The sequence below is a fragment of the Oceanobacillus jeddahensis genome (genome assembly GCF_000750635.1).
GTDB classification, from domain to species: domain Bacteria; phylum Bacillota; class Bacilli; order Bacillales; family Amphibacillaceae; genus Oceanobacillus; species Oceanobacillus jeddahense.
On the sequence record NZ_CCDM010000002.1, the window covers coordinates 488,102 to 507,477 of the forward strand.

The 19,376-nt window shown below is 37.4% G+C and carries 16 protein-coding genes and 1 other annotated feature; of the genes, 11 read left to right on the top strand and 5 right to left on the bottom strand.

The window, feature by feature from the left end; all coding sequences use genetic code 11:
- The first annotated feature begins 1 nt into the window (after window position 1).
- On the top strand, window positions 2-391 hold the full coding sequence (locus tag BN986_RS10095) for a hypothetical protein (protein WP_040979664.1): 390 nt from the start codon (window positions 2-4) through the stop codon (window positions 389-391).
- A gap of 159 nt (window positions 392-550) precedes the next feature.
- Here the strand turns inward: BN986_RS10095 and BN986_RS10100 are convergent, their stop codons facing one another.
- Entirely contained in the window at window positions 551-991 is a 441-nt protein-coding gene (locus tag BN986_RS10100) for a YtoQ family protein (protein ID WP_040979665.1), read from the bottom strand.
- Window positions 992-1,694: 703 nt separating this feature from the next.
- On the opposite strand from BN986_RS10100, the gene BN986_RS10105 reads away from it, so the two are divergent.
- From BN986_RS10105 to ccpA, 9 genes are all read left to right on the top strand, one after another.
- A complete protein-coding gene (locus BN986_RS10105) occupies window positions 1,695-2,012 on the top strand; it encodes a thioredoxin family protein (RefSeq protein WP_040979666.1) in 318 nt (105 codons plus the stop codon).
- 16 nt (window positions 2,013-2,028) lie between these two features.
- Window positions 2,029-2,838 carry a DUF1444 domain-containing protein gene (locus tag BN986_RS10110; protein ID WP_040979667.1) on the top strand — a complete coding sequence of 270 codons (810 nt, stop codon included), beginning with the start codon at window positions 2,029-2,031 and terminating at the stop codon, window positions 2,836-2,838.
- A gap of 11 nt (window positions 2,839-2,849) precedes the next feature.
- Window positions 2,850-3,455, top strand: coding sequence for a YtpR family tRNA-binding protein (gene ytpR, locus BN986_RS10115; RefSeq protein ID WP_040979668.1), 606 nt, complete (start codon window positions 2,850-2,852; stop codon window positions 3,453-3,455).
- Between the two features lie 256 nt (window positions 3,456-3,711).
- Entirely contained in the window at window positions 3,712-6,294 is a 2,583-nt protein-coding gene (locus BN986_RS10120; protein ID WP_244444987.1) for a DNA translocase FtsK, read from the top strand.
- A gap of 508 nt (window positions 6,295-6,802) precedes the next feature.
- Complete coding sequence (murC, locus tag BN986_RS10125) at window positions 6,803-8,098, top strand: UDP-N-acetylmuramate--L-alanine ligase (protein WP_040979669.1); 1,296 nt, start codon at window positions 6,803-6,805, stop codon at window positions 8,096-8,098.
- Window positions 8,099-8,610: 512 nt separating this feature from the next.
- Window positions 8,611-9,024, top strand: a complete 414-nt coding sequence (locus tag BN986_RS10130) for a DUF948 domain-containing protein (RefSeq protein ID WP_040979670.1) — start codon at window positions 8,611-8,613, stop codon at window positions 9,022-9,024.
- 19 nt (window positions 9,025-9,043) lie between these two features.
- Window positions 9,044-9,640 (top strand): YtxH domain-containing protein, encoded by a 597-nt coding sequence (locus tag BN986_RS10135; protein WP_040979671.1) that lies wholly within the window; start codon window positions 9,044-9,046, stop codon window positions 9,638-9,640.
- A gap of 618 nt (window positions 9,641-10,258) precedes the next feature.
- A complete protein-coding gene (locus tag BN986_RS10140; RefSeq protein ID WP_040979672.1) occupies window positions 10,259-11,335 on the top strand; it encodes a bifunctional 3-deoxy-7-phosphoheptulonate synthase/chorismate mutase in 1,077 nt (358 codons plus the stop codon).
- 519 nt (window positions 11,336-11,854) lie between these two features.
- The gene (gene ccpA / locus BN986_RS10145; protein WP_040979673.1) at window positions 11,855-12,850 is read left to right on the top strand and encodes a catabolite control protein A; all 996 of its coding nucleotides are present in this window, start codon (window positions 11,855-11,857) and stop codon (window positions 12,848-12,850) included.
- Window positions 12,851-13,003: 153 nt separating this feature from the next.
- Here ccpA and BN986_RS10150 read toward each other — a convergent pair whose 3' ends face one another.
- The 3 genes from BN986_RS10150 to BN986_RS10160 are packed head-to-tail and all read right to left on the bottom strand — an operon-like array spanning window position 13,004 to window position 15,464.
- A complete protein-coding gene (locus tag BN986_RS10150; RefSeq protein ID WP_040979674.1) occupies window positions 13,004-14,158 on the bottom strand; it encodes an acetoin utilization protein AcuC in 1,155 nt (384 codons plus the stop codon).
- Window positions 14,155-14,802, bottom strand: coding sequence for an acetoin utilization AcuB family protein (locus tag BN986_RS10155; protein WP_040979675.1), 648 nt, complete (start codon window positions 14,800-14,802; stop codon window positions 14,155-14,157). The genes BN986_RS10150 and BN986_RS10155 overlap by 4 nt, the downstream gene beginning before the upstream one ends.
- Window positions 14,803-14,831: 29 nt before the next feature.
- Window positions 14,832-15,464: a GNAT family N-acetyltransferase gene (locus BN986_RS10160; protein ID WP_040979676.1), complete on the bottom strand. Its 633-nt coding sequence runs from the start codon at window positions 15,462-15,464 to the stop codon at window positions 14,832-14,834.
- Window positions 15,465-16,253: 789 nt separating this feature from the next.
- On the opposite strand from BN986_RS10160, the gene BN986_RS26980 reads away from it, so the two are divergent.
- Complete coding sequence (locus tag BN986_RS26980; protein WP_148417101.1) at window positions 16,254-16,472, top strand: hypothetical protein; 219 nt, start codon at window positions 16,254-16,256, stop codon at window positions 16,470-16,472.
- Window positions 16,473-16,501: 29 nt separating this feature from the next.
- On the opposite strand, the gene BN986_RS10165 is transcribed toward BN986_RS26980, so the two are convergent.
- Window positions 16,502-19,003: a transglycosylase domain-containing protein gene (locus BN986_RS10165; RefSeq protein ID WP_148417102.1), complete on the bottom strand. Its 2,502-nt coding sequence runs from the start codon at window positions 19,001-19,003 to the stop codon at window positions 16,502-16,504.
- A 134-nt stretch (window positions 19,004-19,137) separates the two neighbouring features.
- Window positions 19,138-19,369, top strand: a binding site (T-box leader).
- Window positions 19,370-19,376 lie beyond the last annotated feature (7 nt).

A 19,376-nucleotide genomic window follows, 5' to 3' on the forward strand; every position in this document is an offset into this window, starting at 1 on the left:
GGTGAACAAAATATTTAAATTCTTAAAGAATGATTTAAAACCAAAAAATAAGTTCAATGTTATTAATGTGGGAGATGTGATTCAATTTAAAGGAGGGAAAGGGTATAAAGTTAAAAGAGTTAGTAAAGCAAATGGGAAATATAGTGTAAGTAATATATATTTAGAACCCCATGGTACGTGGTTTCCACTTTCTTTACCTGGAGATAATTCACTAGAAAAAGAAATATGGGATAATATACGGTATTTTAACTATGACATGGAACAACGCGCTAGCTCAATACAAACTGTTCAACAGACAAATGAATCACAGAAATCAAATTTTTACCATCTTTCCAAAGAGGAGGCACATAAACTAGCTCTCCAATACAAACAAAACAAAAAATTGAAGTGAAACAATCAATGACAAAGCAATTGATAATGTCGATATTGTTTTCGGAATTTTTTGTTTGTGGAAGAAGAATTTATGATCTTAAAAGAATCAATCCAACCTAGAAAGAGAAACTGCCGCCAAAAGCACAAGTTGCATTTGACGGCAGTTTCTTGAAAATCATTATTCGTAGATATACGCAATAACATCCAATGCTTGCTCTACGGATTCCACGGTAATATTTGCCTTGTTGGAAAGTTCTTTTAACGGATGAATTAATTTTTCGGGACGAATAATAATCGTCGGTTTTCCTAAAGCTATGGCTGTGCTGGCGTCCATGGCTGTGTTCCATTGTTTATATTCTTCACCAAATAAAGCAATTACAATATCTGATTTCTGCATCAATACCTGTGTCCGAAAGTTATTGACACTGGAAGCAGCATCATCGCGATAAAAATTTCCAGGCTGTTTTCCTAAAATCGCTTCACCAATATCGTCGGAACGATCATGATTTGTTTGCGGAGAAACAAATGTCAGCGGCAGTTCTTTTTCTTCAGCAAGCTTTTTTACCTCTTCTCTCCAATTATCATGAATTTGTCCAGCTAAATAAACAGTTAAATTCATTCCAATCCCTCCCAATCAATGTTATCTTTATAGTAAATGTTTTTCTTTATCTTGTTAAGTTATTTGATTGTTGCATATGTTCGTTACTCAACTTTCACACCTAAAAAAAGAAACTTTATTTCCATAGAAACAGGAGTTGATCGTTCCTTTGATAACTTCCTTGACAAAGAATAGAAGGTGAAGTGTAAAGCACCGCTGCGGCAGACCGTTTTGCTTTCCGACGTACAACGGTTTTGATGGGGCGAGTAATCGCAATGGTTTTCGATGGGACGAGTAATCGCAGTCCCAGCCCCAGTCCCAGGACGTACTAGTGCAGACGTTGCAACAACTCTTTTCGATGGGGTGAGTAATCGCAACCCCAGGACGTTGCGACTTTAGTCTGCCTAGGGGCACGCTCTTCAGCTAACTTGAAAAGCGGTTTTCTTTTCAAGTTAGCTGAAGCCGTCCCCATGGAAAGCGGAGTGGTTGGCCGGAGCGGAGCTATGCACAATCACCAATTCCCAAAAGGTCAGATATGTAACCAAAAAGCAAGCATGGTAATGGAGAACATGTTCATCCTAAAATAGCAAGATATATATGCTTATTCTTAGGTGCGATAGTTGAGTTATTTAATTATAGGATATCCCAGGATGCAGACAAGGTAACATAATTGAAAGAAAATACACAGCACGCTATGATAGAGGAATAGAAAGGATGTATGAAAATGAAAGAATTACAAAGCACAGAAGAATTTAATTCCTATATTCAGGAAGGTCCGGTTGTCTTTTTATTTACTGCCGGCTGGTGCCCGGATTGTCGTGTGATTGAACCGGTATTGCCTGAAATTGAAGAGAAATATACACAATTTGAATTTGTTGAAGTAAATCGGGACAATTTTATTGAACTATGTCAGGAATATGATATCTATGGCATCCCAAGCTTTTTGGCATTTGAAAATGGAGAAGAGCTGGGCAGATTTGTAAGCAAAGACCGGAAAACACAGGAAGAAATCGAATCCTTTTTAGACGGGCTTGCTAAATAGGTAAGGAGGCATCTGTATGGCAAAAATGACAAGCATCAAGATGAAGCGCCTGCTGGAGGATGAGCTGAAGAATCCCGATTATCGCGTGGTGTACAAGCGTGATGATGATGCTGTACGAATTGAATGGAAGGAATCGAAAGAAGGTATGTCGGTTTCCTTGCCTAATTTAATTGCAAAATATAATGATCGGGGGAAAGAAGCTGTCGATGAAATCGTGGAACATGTGAACGAAGCATTGAAAATCATGAATCAGACGCAGCATTTAAAAGGAATGGAGAAACAAATTTTCCCAGTTTTACGCTCTCCTTCCTTCCCAACGGAAACCAAAGCTGGAAAAAAACTGATTTATAAAGATCATACTGCGGAAACACGTGTTTTTTATGCACTTGATTTAGGAAAATCTTACCGTTTAATTGATGATGAATTATTGGAAGAAGAAGGCTGGTCTAAGGAAAGACTGGATGAAATAGCAACATTTAATATCCGCTCCTTGACCTACGAGCCTAAAATGGATCAGGTTGCAGGAAATGACTTTTATTTCTTGGCAACACAAGATGGCTATGATGCAAGCCGGATTCTAAATGAAGCCTTTTTAGAAGAAATGCTTGCCAATGCAAAAGGAGAATTAACGGTTGCTGTTCCGCATCAGGATGTTCTTATTTTAGGGGACATTCAAAATAAAGCAGGGTATGATATTTTAGCGCAAATGACGATGAAGTTTTTTGCGGATGGAAGAATCCCGATTACTTCGTTACCATTTGTTTATGAAAATAAAAAATTAGAACCGGTATTTATATTAGCCAAAAATAGACCTGAGAATAACTAGGAGTGAAAAAGATGGATGTTTTTTATAACCGTCAAGGAATTGGAGATGTATTGATCCTCCCGATTAAAGAAGGAAACCGCTATGAATTAAAGGAAGAAAACCATGATGATATTACAAAAATAACGTCAACAGATGGAGAAGTGCTTGGTTATAATATTTTTCATGCTTCTCAATATTTTCATTTAGATGAAAAAAACGGTGCAATCCCTTTAACAGAAGAATTGTTAGCTGGAATCCGTACCCTGTTCCAGAAGAAAGGAATAAATGACCCCCTTGAATTTGATTTGAGTCCGAAATTTGTAGTAGGATTTGTAAAGTCAAAGCAAGCCCATGAAAATGCGGATAAATTAAGTGTATGTCAAATTGATGTTGGAGAAGAAACCTTGCAAATCGTTTGCGGCGCTCCAAACATTGACGAAGGTCAAAAGGTCGTTATAGCAAAAGTAGGCGCAACAATGCCATCTGGAATGAAAATAAAAGCATCTGAATTAAGAGGTGTGCCTTCTAATGGAATGGTTTGTTCTCAAAAAGAATTAGGCTTGCCTGATGCACCGAAAGAAAAAGGTATTTACGTATTAGAGGACACGTATCAAATTGGTGAAGAATTTACATTTTAATTTACAAATCCCTTGTGTGAGCAGGGGATTTTTTACACGGAAGGAAAAATAAAGGTAGATTCAAAGAAAATTTGATGAAGCTGACCACTGTTTTTTGGGAACGGCAAAGTCAACAAATCCTTGTGTCTGTAAAAAGCTTACTGTGCTATATGTTTCAAAAACAGCAAGAACGTGATTAAATTTTAATACAGGAATAATGTTAATGAACATTAAAAACTGGTAAAATGACAGTATGAACAATTAAGGAAATGAGTGAATGCATATGTGGTGGGAGCAATGGAAAGAACGGCTCAAAAACATATTTACAAAAGAAGTGGAGATAGAAGTAGAAGAATTCGTTGAGGTTGAACAGGAAAATTCTGAAAAACAACCAAATTTACAAACAAAAATGACATACCATTATCCTTCCGGGCGAACATTTAAGTTTCCGGTAATTCCAGATACTGTTGATCAAAAAAAAGAAACAAGCCTTGATAAGCAACCTAGTTACGAAAGAAGAAATCAAGATATTGTACGGGAAAGAAGAGAGAGAAGAGAAAGAAGAACAAATAGAGAAAATAGCGAACGAAAAGAAACAACTGCTGACCAAAAGCCAGAAAAGCATCGCCCGTTACCAGGTCAAAACAGAAAAGAAACTTTATCGAGTACGCGTCATTCGCAAAGTACACGTACTAGATCACAAGAGGATAACAATCCAGGCAGAAAAGTATATAAAAAAAATCCAGATGTTCCTTTTCAGCCAACAGAGGTACCTTCTCCAATCTATGGTTTTCAACCGAGAGAGTCTAAAACAATTCATGAAATACCAGCGTATCAGAGGAAGGAATCAAAACTTCAAAAAGATGATGAAGCAGCAAGCAGTTTAGAAGAGACGGCTTTTTATTCTGAATCCCTGTTAAATGAAGAAGAACAATTACCAGTAGATGATCCAGAGATTGACTCTGAGAGTAACGATACTGATTTGTTGGAAACAGAGAATCCTTTCGTTAATCAAGAGGATACTTCTTCAGAAGATGTGCTGCTTGAACAAACAGAAGAAGCGCAGCAAGAGATCAGCAGTACTGTAGAAGAACTGGAAACGGAAGAAAACACGGTCCAACAAACAGCATCAGAACCAGCAGAAGAAATAGAAACGAATGATGTTTCAAAAAAAAGAAATCCTATTCATACAACGACTAAAGATCAAAACCAAGACAATAGTAAGAAAAGTACTGCCGCAACTGCTTTTAATGTAATGATGACTCCGCGGGATAAGAAAAATTTACAGGAGCAGAGAAAAAGGGCGGAGACTTTCCAGCGATTGCAACAAGCACATGAAAGACGTGAAGACGAGCAGCGTAAAGCGGAAGAAAGAATAAGTGAAACACATGTTGAAAATGAAGAAACAGAAATATTGACTGCAAATACTTCGGAAACATTGAATGAATCAGAAATAAGAGATGTACCTTTACACTTGCTAAATGATCCAGCAGTCAAGTCGACAGAAGAGGATGAAGAATGGCTGCAGGAACAACAAGATTTACTAGAGGAAACATTGAAGCATTTCCAAGTAAAGGCAAAAGTAGTGAAAGCAACACAAGGCCCATCTGTAACACGCTTTGAAGTGCAGCCGGAGATGGGAGTTAAGGTTAGTAAGATAAAAAACTTAGCCGATGATTTAAAATTAAATATGTCAGCAAAGGATATTCGTATTGAAGCCCCTATTCCAGGTAAAAATACAGTTGGGATTGAAGTACCTAACCTGCATCCAGAAATGGTAGGGATTCAACGAATTATTGAATCTGATGATTTTAAAGACAGCAATTCTCCTTTAAGTGTAGCTCTAGGACTGACTATTGAAGGAATGCCTAAAGTAATTGATATTAATAAAATGCCACATGGTTTGATTGCCGGGGCTACCGGCTCTGGTAAGAGTGTCTGTATTAATACAATTTTGGTTAGCTTAATTTACAATGCCAGTCATGAGGACGTAAGGATACTTTTAATTGATCCTAAAATGGTTGAACTTGCTCCATACAACGGTATTCCACATCTTGTTTCCCCTGTTATTACAGATGTGAAAGCTGCCACCCAAAGTCTTAAATGGGCTGTAGCAGAGATGGAGGACCGTTATGACCGTTTTGTAAATGAAGGTGTTAGGGATATAGGCAGATACAATCAAAAAATGCTGCGTGAAGGAAAAGCAGATCAAAAAATGCCATATATCGTTATTGTTATTGATGAGTTAGCCGATTTGATGATGATGTCTCCGCAAGATGTGGAAGATGCTATTAGTAGAATTGCCCAAAAAGCAAGAGCATGTGGCATTCACCTACTACTTGCAACGCAGCGTCCATCTGTGGATGTTATAACAGGTCTCATTAAAGCAAATATTCCTACAAGAATTGCTTTTAGTGTATCTTCTCAAGTTGATTCACGAACAATTATTGATTCCAGTGGTGCAGAAAAATTACTTGGTAAAGGAGATATGCTCCTTATCGAAAATGGAGCTGGGAAAAGTGTTCGTTTACAAGGTCCTTTTGTGTCTGATGAAGAAATTGAGCGTGTTGCAAATTATGCAAAAACAATGGCAGAACCACAATATCTATTTGAACAGGAAGATCTGTTAGAGCAAGTACAAATAGACGAAGAGGAAGATGACCTCTTAGAAGATGCGATTGAATTTGTATTAGATCAAAATAGTGCAAGTACCTCTTCCCTACAGAGACATTTTAAAATAGGCTATAACCGTGCAGCGAGATTAATTGATTCGCTGGAGCAAAGAGGCATTATTTCAGGACAAAATGGCAGCCGTGCGCGGGAGGTCTTGATTACAAGAGCGCAGAGAGACAGTATGTAAACTGTCTCTCATTTTATGGTGAAAAAATAATAATAGCAAAAAAAGTTGCTATAATTCCTGAAAGTTACTAAAATATAAAGGGAGCTTTCTGAGAAGGAAAGAAAATTTAAGGCAAAAGCACATATGACACATTATCTGTATAGAATGAGATATAGACTTTGAATCAAATTTGTGCGGAAAAGGATATTTCTTTATGTACGTTAAAAAAGTATAAGAAAACAATCAATTTAAAGAAACGTCGACTAAGTTTCCTGCACCATGTGAAACTTAGCTGAAGCCAGCACAATCTTGTGTTAGTAAAAAACGAGTGAATGCGAGTTTTTCTAAATAACGCTTCGATGTTTGAAATTACTTACAAAAACTTTGAAAAAATTTTGCTTTAAAATAAGTTATTTATTTGTTATAATCCACTGAACGGGTTTGTGCTTATGTATCCTTGACGCAACGCGGATGGTTATAGAATAAATGACAAAAAAGAATAGATGAAAAAACGTTGGAGGTTCGTTTTATGACAACTTACCATTTTATAGGTATTAAAGGGACAGGAATGAGTGCATTAGCACAAATTCTTCATGATTCAGGTGAGAAGGTGCAGGGGTCAGATATTGACAGTCGTATCTTTACACAGATGGCTTTAGAAGAAAAAAATATTCCTATTCTGTCTTTTTCAAAAGATAATATTCAATCAGATTATACGATTATAGCAGGAAATGCTTTTTCTGAAGAGCATGTTGAAATAAAACAAGCGAAAGAACTAGGGTGTAAATTTTATTGGTATCATGAATTTTTAGGGGAATGGTTAAAACAGTATACGAGTATTGCTGTTACAGGCGCTCATGGGAAAACCACAACCACTGGATTATTGTCGCATGTTTTAGAAAGTGCTTATCCAATCTCTTATTTAATTGGTGACGGTACAGGACGTGGACATGTTGACAGTAAATATTTTGCGTTTGAAGCATGTGAATATCGCAGACACTTCTTAAGTTATGAGCCGGATTACGCGATTATGACAAATATTGATTTTGATCATCCTGATTATTTTACAAGCTTGGATGATGTTGTGGATGCTTTCCAATCCATGTCTGATCGTGTGAAAAAAGGAATCGTTGCTTGTGGAGATGATGAACAGCTCCAAGGCATACACACAAAAGTTCCAATCATTTATTATGGATTTAATGAATCAAATGATTTTCAAGCAAAAAATGTGGTAGAAACAGAACAGGGGACAGAGTTTGATGTATATGTCCGAAGCACGTTCTATGAGCATTTCTTCATTCCGACATTTGGAAACCATACGATTTTAAATTCACTGGCAGTTATTGCAATTTGTCACTATGAAGGTATTCCGGTTGAATTTATGAAGGAATTAAGCTCTTTTAAAGGAGTTAAGCGCCGCTTTACAGAGAAGACAATCGGTTCTCAGGTAATCGTGGATGATTATGCACATCACCCTAAGGAGATCGCGGTAACGATTGAATCAGCACGTAAAAAGTATCCAAATAAGGAAGTGGTTGCTATTTTTCAACCACATACATTTACGCGTACAAAAACATTTTTACAAGAATTTGCAGATAGTTTAAATCAAGCAGATAAAGTGTATTTATGTGATATTTTTGGATCAGCCCGGGAAAAGTCAGGTCAATTAACCATTGAAGACCTGCAAAACTTGATTCCAGAAAGTGATATTTTAGATCTGGAGCATACCAATGTATTACAAGAATATAAAGACAGTGTGTTAATTTTCATGGGTGCAGGAGATATTCAAAAATTCCAGAAATCCTATGAAGAAACGCTTGCCTAAGCGAATAAAAAAGCAGTGAAAAAGCTCACTGCTTTTTTATTATAGAGAAAACATTTATATGAAATATTATTGTTAAATATAGTAATCAGCTTGATATTGTATTTTAACGGAAAAATAAGATACAATAGAAATATGGATTAAATCTTTTAAGGGAAAATGTAGTTTATTCTTAGAAAAGGAAGGGTAAGAATAAACTATGATGCGTTCTCCACCTGGTATGAAATAGAATAACTAACGTGTTTACAAATGAGAAACAGTAATGTTTTTCATTTGTAAAAGATACAGCACTATTTTTTGCATGATCGGGAAGTATAAGAAAAACGATGTATTTAAAGAAACTTCGATTACGTTTCTTATGATCTTGTGCTAGTAATGGTCCGTTTTTTCTAGTCACCCGTGCATGGTTACCAGGCTGCTTGGACAACCTTTTATAAAGTACATACTATCCCTTATAATGCATTTAATCGTACTGATGAATACAGATAACAGATACAAAGGAGTGATATAAGATTATGGGAGTTATCCTCTATAGCGCATTGGCGATTGCCATAATAGCCTTACTCATATTAATGATTTATACGGTTATTTTAGTTTTTAACACAAAGAAAACTATGGACGAAGTTAGGGAATCTTTAGTCAGAATTAATCATCAGGTAAACGGCGTAACAGAAGAAGCTAGAGGGGTCGTCCAAGATTCCAAAGGGCTGGTAGCTGATTTAACTCAAAAATCAAATCAGCTTGATGGTTTAATTCAGGGAGCAAGGGGAATAGGTGATACAGTAGAGGACTTTAATAAGTCATTACAGCAATTATCTAATATTATTTCAAAACACTCAAAAGAAGATCAGGAAAAGGCTGCTCAAGCAGTTAAATGGGGGGCTTCCATCTTTGAGTATTGGAATAAGCGGAAACAGGAGTCTAATTAAATCTTAGGAGGTTATAAGGATGGCAGACAATCAAATTAACACGAAGGATTTTATTATTGGAACACTTGTAGGAAGTTTTGTAGGAGCTGCGACAGCATTATTGCTTGCACCAAAATCAGGTAAAGAACTTCGCGGTGACCTTAATGATGGAGCAATTCAAGTGAAAAATCGTGCAACAGAATTAGCAGGAACAGCACAAGAAAAAGGGGTAGAATTAAAGGATAAAGCGTATTCTACAACTTCTGATTTAACCAAAAGAGCAGTAGACGCTACTTCTGATTTATCTAAAACAGTTGCTAATAAATCACAAGAGCTTACAGAAAATGTGAAGAAGAAGACAGTTGACTTGAAAGGTGCGGTAGAAGACAAACTAAATGATGCTCAAGATAAAGCAGAAGATTTAAAAGATGCCGCTGAAGATAAACTGGATGATACAAAAAATAAAGCATCTGATTTGAAAGATGAAGTATCAGATAAAATAGAAGATGTAAAAAAAGAGACTGCAGATAAAAAAGCGGAAACAGAAGAAACTGTTTCTAAGAAAGCTGCAGAAGTAAAAAAAGAAACAAAACAAGCAGCCAATGAAGTGAAAAAAGAAGCAAATAAAAAATCATAATACTTAAAACATTGATGAGTCTTTCACTCATCAATGTTTTTTTCTACCAGGATCGAATAGTATTAAAATACAACAAATATATAGGTTGAATTATTAAATCTATTTTTTCTCTAACATAATCAATCATTTATTATGTGGTTAAGCACTGTAACCAGCGACGGTTTTGATGGGGCGAGTAATCGCAAAAGCTCTTCGGTGGGGCGAGTAATCGCAGCCCCAGCCCCAGTCCCAGTATGAAGACCCGCAGAAAAAGTGGTCTTCTTTTTCGTGGAGACTGAGGACAAGCCCATGAAAAGCGTAGTGTTTTTCCTTAGCGAATGGTAGAGGATACAATTTTTATTTCAACTTAGATAGATCCAAAAGAATTTGGAATAATTTCCCTTCGACCTTGTGGGAACGTCAAAATACCATATACTTTTGCTGATTAGGGCTGAGGGAAGTTTTTTAAGCGCTTATTACAAGATATATTTACAAAGGAGCGGTTCTATTTTTCCGTATTTTCTTTAAGAATTAAAATTTTACATTAATTAAATGGTGACAAATAGAAGAAACTTAGCTATAATGGCTCTAATTATTCTAAATGATTAAATAGATTAAGAGATTTGAGGAGAGTGTAAAATGAGTAATGAAATGGAACAGCTAAGAGAACAAATGGACAAGGTTAACCTGGAGATATTAGAGTTAATTAATCGCAGGGCGAGCATTAATCAAGAGATTGGTGATTTAAAAACCAAGCAGAGCATTAAACGTTTTGATCCGGTACGTGAGCGTGAAATGCTGGATAACATTAAAAATAATAATAGTGGTCCATTTCAGGATTCAACACTTGAACATATTTTTAAAGAAATTTTTAAAGCAAGTCTCGAGCTTCAAGAAGAAGATAACAGTAAAGCACTCTTAGTATCGAGAAAGAAACAGCCTGAAAATACAATAGTGGAACTAAAAGGGGAAAAAGTCGGTAATGGGCACATCAGCTATGTATTTGGTCCTTGTGCTGTTGAAGGATACGAGCAGGTAGCTGCTGTAGCTGCTTCCGTAAAAGAAAAAGGATTAAAATTACTTCGTGGCGGTGCATTTAAACCGAGAACTTCCCCATATGATTTCCAAGGACTTGGAATCGAAGGCTTAGAAATTCTGAAAAAAGTAGCAGATGAATATGATTTAGCTGTGATCAGTGAAATTGTAAATCCTGCTGACTTAGAACAAGCAGTTGACTACATTGATGTTGTTCAGATTGGTGCAAGAAATATGCAAAACTTTGAGCTATTAAAAGCTGCAGGAGATGCTGGTAAACCTGTATTATTAAAACGAGGATTATCAGCAACGATTCAAGAATTCATCAATGCGGCGGAGTACATCATGTCCAGAGGAAATAAAAATATTATGCTGTGTGAACGTGGTATTCGTACATACGAAAAAGCAACACGTAACACGTTAGATATTTCTGCAGTACCTATTTTAAAACAAGAAACACATTTACCTGTTTTTGTTGATGTAACACACTCAACAGGTAGAAGAGACTTACTATTACCTACAGCTAAAGCTGCTATTGCGGTAGGAGCAGATGGCGTTATGGCTGAAGTTCATCCGGATCCTGCAGTTGCTCTATCTGACTCAGCTCAGCAAATGGATATTCCGACTTTCGATCAATTTTTCAAAGAAATTAAAGATGTTGAAAATCGTTTAGGAAAATAATAAAGACTGCCTCAAAAATTAATGGTATAATTTTTGAGGCAGTTTTTTATATAATATGGTGTGTGTACAAGATTAGTGCTAAAAACAAATGGTGAGAATGTTTTCAAAGTTTCAGGTTTGGATATAATAATAAAAAGGTATGTTATATTTATAGTGTATTTATGAAAATTTTCATTTTGTTTTCATGAAAGTTTTGTAATTTTTTTCATAGTGGCGTATGATATATAAATAGATGCAGCATTAGTTCTTGTATATTGTAAAACTTTATTCAGTGGGATGTATCCCCGCTGAATAGGTCACAAAGAATAAAAATGCGACGTCCTGGGTTACGATTACTCGCCCCATCAAAAAGAATTGTCGCAACGTCTTTATGACCTACATCCTGTAGGCCGGAACCAATCGGGCCGTTACGGGCTGTTAGGTCTGCCGCCTAGTAAATATGAGTAATATCTATTCATGAGGCGGGGACTTTACAGCCTAGTACACTGTGAAAAATTGATTTTTAGGAGGTAGACAAACATGACTGTTACAATTTATGATGTAGCAAGAGAAGCAAACGTTTCGATGGCAACCGTATCACGTGTTGTCAACGGAAATCCAAATGTAAAACCAACAACAAGAAAGAAAGTATTAGCAACCATTGAACAATTAGGGTATCGTCCAAATGCTGTTGCCCGTGGATTGGCAAGTAAAAAAACAACAACCATTGGTGCGATTATTCCAGATATATCGAATATCTTCTTTTCTGAACTTGCCCGTGGAATTGAAGACATTGCAACGATGTACAAGTATAATATTATTTTAAGCAGCTCAGACCAAAATAAGGATAAAGAATTGGAATTGATTAATACCATGTTAGAAAAGCAGGTAGATGGTATTTTATTCATGGGAGGCAATATAACAGAGGAGCATATCCATCAGTTCCAGACAAGCTCTGTTCCAGTTGTACTAGCTTCTACGTACGACCCTACAGATACCATTCCTTCTGTTAATATTGATTATGAGCTGGCTGCATATGAAGCGACAAAGTCATTAATTGAGAAAACAAATAAACAACCTGCTTTAGTAGGTAGTGAATCAGATACAAGTGTGAATGCATTGAAAACAAATGGCTATTTGCGTGCATTGAAAGAGTCTGATATAGAGCCTAATGAAGATTATATTTATAAAGGTTCTTATGCGTATTCAACTGGTATAGATGCGGTGGAGGAATTTTTAAAATTAGAAGATCGTCCAGCTTCTGTATTTGTTATGTATGATGAAATTGCCTTAGGGGTTATCCACGGTGCACAGGATAATGGTTTAACTGTACCCGAAGATATAGAGGTATTTGGTTTTGATAATATCCGTCTGGCAAGTATGGTACGTCCAAAACTGACAACAGTCGTACAGCCAACATACGATATTGGAGCTGTAGGTATGCGGCTTCTCACAAAATATATGAACGATGAGGAAGTAGAAGAGAAAAACGTTGTACTACCACATCGTATGGAGTTTAGAGATTCAACAAAATAAAATATTTTCTTTAAAAAAGACAAAGCAGTTATGATCATCTGCTTTGTCTTTTTTACATGATAGAAAGAATTAATTTTTATGAGAAAAACCTCGAAGTCAGCACATCCTGCTAGTAAAAAATAGACGAGTGAAAATTTTATCATCGTAGAGTAATTAAATAATAGCAGTGTATTTCAACATATCTTCTAATAATAATTTATTTTTTTCCGTGATCTCTGCTCTTCTTGGAATAGTTGGTTGAATATCCGCTGTGTCTTGCCAACTTGCTGGTAGGGTAACAGGAGCTTCCTTTTGCCATTTTTCAATCCATTTTTTAGGTAGATGGCCTACACAGTATGCTCCTGTTTTCATGACGTTCCATACCTGTCCCCAAGCCCGTGGAACTACACGCCACATATCATAGCCTCCACCGCCAACAGCCAGCCATCTTCCATCACAATACTCATCAGCAATTTCTGCAGCAAGTAAAGGGATTCTTTCAAATATATTCATTGTTCCGCAAAGGTGTGTTAAAGGGTCAAGACAATGACTGTCAGCTCCGTTTTGAGTCACGATAATATCTGGTTTAAAGAATGCAGCAATTTTTCGTAAAGCTGTCTCGTATAAGTCTAAGAAAGACGCATCTTCCGTAAATGCATCAATCGGTAAATTAAAGCTGTAGCCATGTCCTTCTTTTATACCTCTTTCACTCACATTTCCTGTGCCGGGAAAAAGGTAGCGCCCTGTTTCATGGATCGAAAAGGTGCATACATTTGGATCATCATAAAAACCAGCTTGCACCCCATCCCCGTGATGTGCATCTGTATCTACATAAAGTACTTTTAAATCTTCTTGTTCCCGTAAATATTTAATGGCAATTGCACAATCATTATAAATGCAGAAACCGGAAGCCTTACGTTGAAAGCCGTGATGTAAGCCGCCGCCAATATTGGTTATTTTTTTATAATCACCATTTAGTATTTTTTCGACAGCTGTAAGACTTCCGCCTACTAATCCAGAGGAAGCTTCGTGCATATTTGAAAAAATAGGTGTATCTTCTGTCCCTAAACCATATTCCTGTGCCCGATCTTCTTTTAAATCTCCGCTGCCAGCTCTTTTGACTGCTTCAATATAGGTTGTATCGTGAAAAAGGGCAATCTCTTCATCCGTAGCAGTACGTGGGATGATGAAATCCCCTGTTGTTAATGTAGATTGTCGCTCCAGCAATTCTTTTGTAAGTAGAACCCTTTTGTGATTAAAAGGGTGATCTTCTGTGAATTGATAATTTAAAAAATTGGGAGTATAAATAAAACCAGCTTGCTTTGTCATTTCTTTGGCTCCATAATATTGTTTGGCCAAAGCAATGTATAGCCAGCATTACGAAGATCATTAATAATAGGCATCGGGTTTAATGTTTTGACACGAAATACAAGTATTTTATATTCAGGGTCTTTGTAAGGATAGAGCAATACAGAAACAATATTTACGTTATGATTGCCAAAGATACTTGCAACTCTTGGCAATTCTCCCGGCTGGTCCGGCACTTTCACTTCAATAAGCGAACTTTGTTCATGTGTTCCGGTCAACTGTATCAATTTATAAAGCATATCTTTTTCTGTTACGACACCAACAAGTTTGTCCCTGCTAACAACTGGTAAGCAGGCAATTTCTTTATCATAGAAAATGTAAGCAATTTCTTCCACGAAATCCATTGGATGTATGGTTATGACAGGGCTTGTCATAATGGTCTGAATCTCTTTATTAAGAATATGAAAATCACTTGTATCGAGAAAAGTAGATGGACTTGCATCTCTCACGTCACGATCAGAAACAATACCAAGAACCTGCATATCATCATCAACAATGGTGATATGTCTAATTTTATGCTTCTCTAACAGCTGTAAAGCATCATTAATTGTTGCAGTTGGTGGAAGCGTTATCATATTTCTATTCATTAATTCTTCAACTAGCATGAAAGAATCCCCCTTTAGTTATATCTCTTTTAATAATGATTTGGACCTAAAAATCGTAATTTATCAAATAACTCGATTGATTTTTGCGGTACATTACTTCCAATTCGCACCATCAAGCAGTTAGCTGGATGTGAATTAATTTCAGGCTCATCTGTTGGAGCTGGAAGAAGGCCGCCTGATGCCATCATTTTTTCCATTACTTTTCGATAATCCCAGATACTTAATTGACTATAATCCAGGTCCCAATGCCAATAATATTCTGTTGAAATAACGATATAGTTTTCCATGTAAGGGTCTTTCATGGATTGACGGAGCAGGGTAGAGCCAACACCTCCACCTCGATATTTCCGGATAATTTCAATTGCTCCTAATTCAATAAGATCCTCCATTTCGAATTTGGACCATCTTTCTAATGGATCAGGATGCAAGTAAGTAACATAGCCGATAACTGTATCTGAAGTACGTGCAATGATAATTCGTGCTTCTTTTAGCTCGGCAATGTCTAAAAGTGCTTCGAATTGTTTCTCAGCAGGTCTGAACGCAGTTAGTTCTTCATGAAAATGATACTGTTCTAATTGAGAGCGTGAAACAGGACCTTCAATTGTCAGTGCTCCTGCATCTGTTTCGAAAAGGATTGAATCAAATTCCTTTGTGTGTTTCATCCATCCACCACCTTTATGAAATACAAAATGCTCTTACCATCCATTATACAGAAAATAGCACTGTTTTTTTAGTGTTTTTTGATAATTGTCAGGAGTTAATTTTATTTACTCAACTACCGCATCTTAAAAAGTAACTTCATTAGACAAAGAATAGAAGGTGAAGTGTAAAGCACCGCTGCGACAGACCGTTTTGCTTTCCGACGTACAACGGTTTTTGATGGGGCGAGTAATCGCAGTCCCAACCCCAGGACGTTGCGACTTTAGTCTGCCTAGGGGCACGCTCTTCAGCTAACTTTTGCCAAAAAGAGCACTTGGCAAAAGTGGATCTTCAGATGGTGCTGATCCCTTGTCCAGCTACAAGCGTCAAAAACTAGACAACTTCCCGAGAGCGCCCTACGATAAAGAAGACTTACTGGTTGGCAAGCCGACAGGCGCAGACAGAAGTAAAGTCGCACTTATGCCCACGGGTGAAAGTCATCATCCGTTCGTAAACTCACGGTGATTCCTCTATCTCAGTTGCTTCGGTCCAGTTGTTACGTTTTTAAACGACGCTTTCCGCTTTCCTCACAGGAGTCAAAACGGTCCGCCTCCGCTAGTAAGGTGTTCAATACGTAGAAAACCACTCACCAAATAGAAGTTTGATTAGATAGAACATATTTTTTATGCTGCATGGTAAAATGTTTACCCAAGACTACTTTCTGTGCATGAAAGCTATTCCCTGTATTTCAAATCCATGCTGCCATGATTGGTTGTCCAGGCAAAAGCTGCTATTTCGTCCAACTCATCAAAATGTTATTTCTTTCGTTCGCTGTAGAATCCTATCAGAGCGGAGTGGTTGGCCGGAGTGGAATTATGCACAATCATCAATTCCGAAATGGATGGATATTTAACTTAACCAAAAGCAAGCATGGTACTGGAGAACATGTCCATCCTGAGATAGCAAGAAATATATGCTTATCCTTAGGTACGAAAGTTGAGTTATTTATTAAAAAGGCTCCACTCTATTAATAGAGTGGAGCCTTATGAGCCATATTTTTTTAATCATCATCGTCGTCTGAACTGGATGATGACATACTTGCGGGTATTCCGATTCTCAGCCACTTATCACGTTCTGTTTTTGGGTAGAGCATCGAAAAGTCATCCATCTCATCATAACCGTTTTCTTTCAGCCAATCTGGATTAAACATAATTCCGTTGCTTCGGCTAAATGAATTTCCATCGTCATCTGATTCTAAAACGCGTCTGCTGCCTCGCATTAAGCTATTGTCTTCTTCAGTTGGCACATAACGGGAATCAAACAGTTCTGTTTTAACAAGCCCTACATCTTCACATAAATCAGATGGGAGCATTCCTGATACAGCACAATAACTTCTCTCTACAACACCGTCTGGCCGTTCAAAATTTGTTTCCGGTGTGACAAGAACTGGATCTACCTGTGCGGCAGCATTAATGACCTCTGCCCATAATTTCATATTTCGCTGACTATACGATAGGTGGTAGGAATGATTAATAGATGCCGGTGTTTCGTATCCAATCCAGGTACCGAATGTGACATTTGGATTTGTCGCCACAAACCAGGCATCGTGATAATCATTAGATGTTCCCGTTTTTCCTGCCCAGTCCACATTTGTGTTTTGAAGCTGGGAGTTCACGAAATTACCTGTTCCATTATCAATAACATCCCGCATCATGTCTACTGTCAGGTAAGTCGTTTCGGGTGAAAATACCTCCACAGGTTCTGTCTCGTGCTCATAAATAACATCCCCATTTGCATCCGTTATTTTATCAATCATATAAGCGTCTGCAAACTTTCCATTATTGCCAAAGGTGGAAAAAGCATTGACATTTTCTTCTACAGAAATACCATTGTCCGTTGCCCCAATTGAAAGAGCTGGTTGGACATGGTCTCCTGGTGTTAAAGAAGTGACGCCCATCTTTTCTAAATACTCCGCAGCAGGATCATCATCAATAATCTGCATATACGTATCTACAGCGGGAATATTATAGGAGTTAGCAAGCGCTGTACGTGCAGAGACAAGCCCGTAATTACCACCGCCGTAGTTTGATAAATCAAAGCTGCCGTTCGCAAAGGACCGTGGATAATCTGCAATAGGAGTACCCGGCTGAATGACGCCTTCTTCCATCGCCGGAGCATAATCGAGTAAAGGCTTGATGGTACTACCGATAGAACGTCTTGTATCGGTAGCAAAATTCACCTGATGATCTTCATCGAATCCGCGTCCGCCAATAAAAGAAATAATTTTTCCGGTATTATTTTCGACCATAATAGCACCGGTCTGAATTTCCTGTGTTACTTCATATTCTTCTCCATCACTGTTTGTAGCGGTAAAGGTTCTGGCATAACCATAGTCAGAATAGTCTTGGGCAGCTTCTTGCATGGCATCATAAATATCTTTATTGATTGTTGTATGAATCTGATAGCCGCCATCCCGCAACTCTTTTTCTGCACGTTCTATATATTCTGCGCGCAAATCGTCATCTTCTTCTAAATCTTCCTCGCTAACGCCGTCTTCTTCCATTAACATTTCCTGAATAATGTCTTTTGTGCGTTTTTCGACTTCATAAGTAACATAAGGATACTTATCTCTGGAAGAAGGGACGGGATTGGTAAAGTCACCGGCAATATCATAATTGACAGCCTCCTCCAGTTCTTCATCCGTGATAAATTCCATATCATGCATACGATTTAAAACAGTTTTCATACGTTTAATACCTGGCTGTAACTCTTCCTCAGACTTTAACTCGCCTGCTGAAGTAAAGGGTGTATATCCGGACGGACTTTGCGGGAGTCCTGCCAGATAAGCAGCCTGTGGAAGCGTTAATTCAGAAGCTTCAACACCAAAAATGCCCTCGGAGGCGGTTTGGATACCTGCAATATTACGACCGGATGCATTTCTGCCATAAGGGATAATATTTAAATAAGCTTCCATAATTTCATCTTTCGTAAAATAATTTTCCAGTCGCATTGCTAATAGAATTTCTTTCGCCTTTCGATCAAAGGACACTTCATCGGTAAGAATCTGGTTCTTAATAAGCTGCTGCGTTAGCGTACTACCGCCTGTTTGGACAGAAGAATTAAGAAATTCCTGCGCTGTCGCCCTTAAAATTGCTTTTGGTACCACACCGTTATGTTCGTGAAAATATTCATCCTCCGTTGCGACAACTGCATCAAGCAGTGTAGGTGAGATATGATCGAGTTCTACTTCTTCACGATATAAGTCACTTCTAATATCCCCTAAGTAGACATCATTTGCAAAATAAATACTGGACGTTTCAGAATAATTGTAAATATCATCTGCCATCGATGCTTCACTTCTTAAAGGCTCATCATGTACCAAAGATGCAAAATATCCAAGTCCGATTCCGCCGGCAAATATTCCGCCGATACCGCCTATAACAATGACAAATAAGATAATATTCCAGACAACGTCATACGTTATTCGTGATGTCTGCTGGATGAATCCTTTTTTCCACCAGTTTTTAACAGTATTAAAAAAACGTTGTAGTTTTTCTTTCATAATTGACATTAGACCTCCTAATTCAACATTTATTATAACATAGAGAAATTACAGTTTGGTAGTGAGACGGAAAAAGGCTTGCGTTAAAAGGTTATTTATGCTATGAATAGTATTATCATATTCATTTATTTTTTTATGAAACGTTGAAGGATCGAAGTAGCAATGTGAATCCCTGTCTAAGAGAACTGGCGGATGGTGCAAGTCAGTATACATTCACATGTGAATTACAATCTGGAGTTTTTCTTTTTATTATCCGCAATTTGCCCTGATAATAAAAAGAACGGTGAAAAACATCGTTAACAAACCTTAAGTGGCTATATTGTAATAGCAACAAGGGTGGTACCGCGAATCCAACTCGTCCCTTTCTGACCAG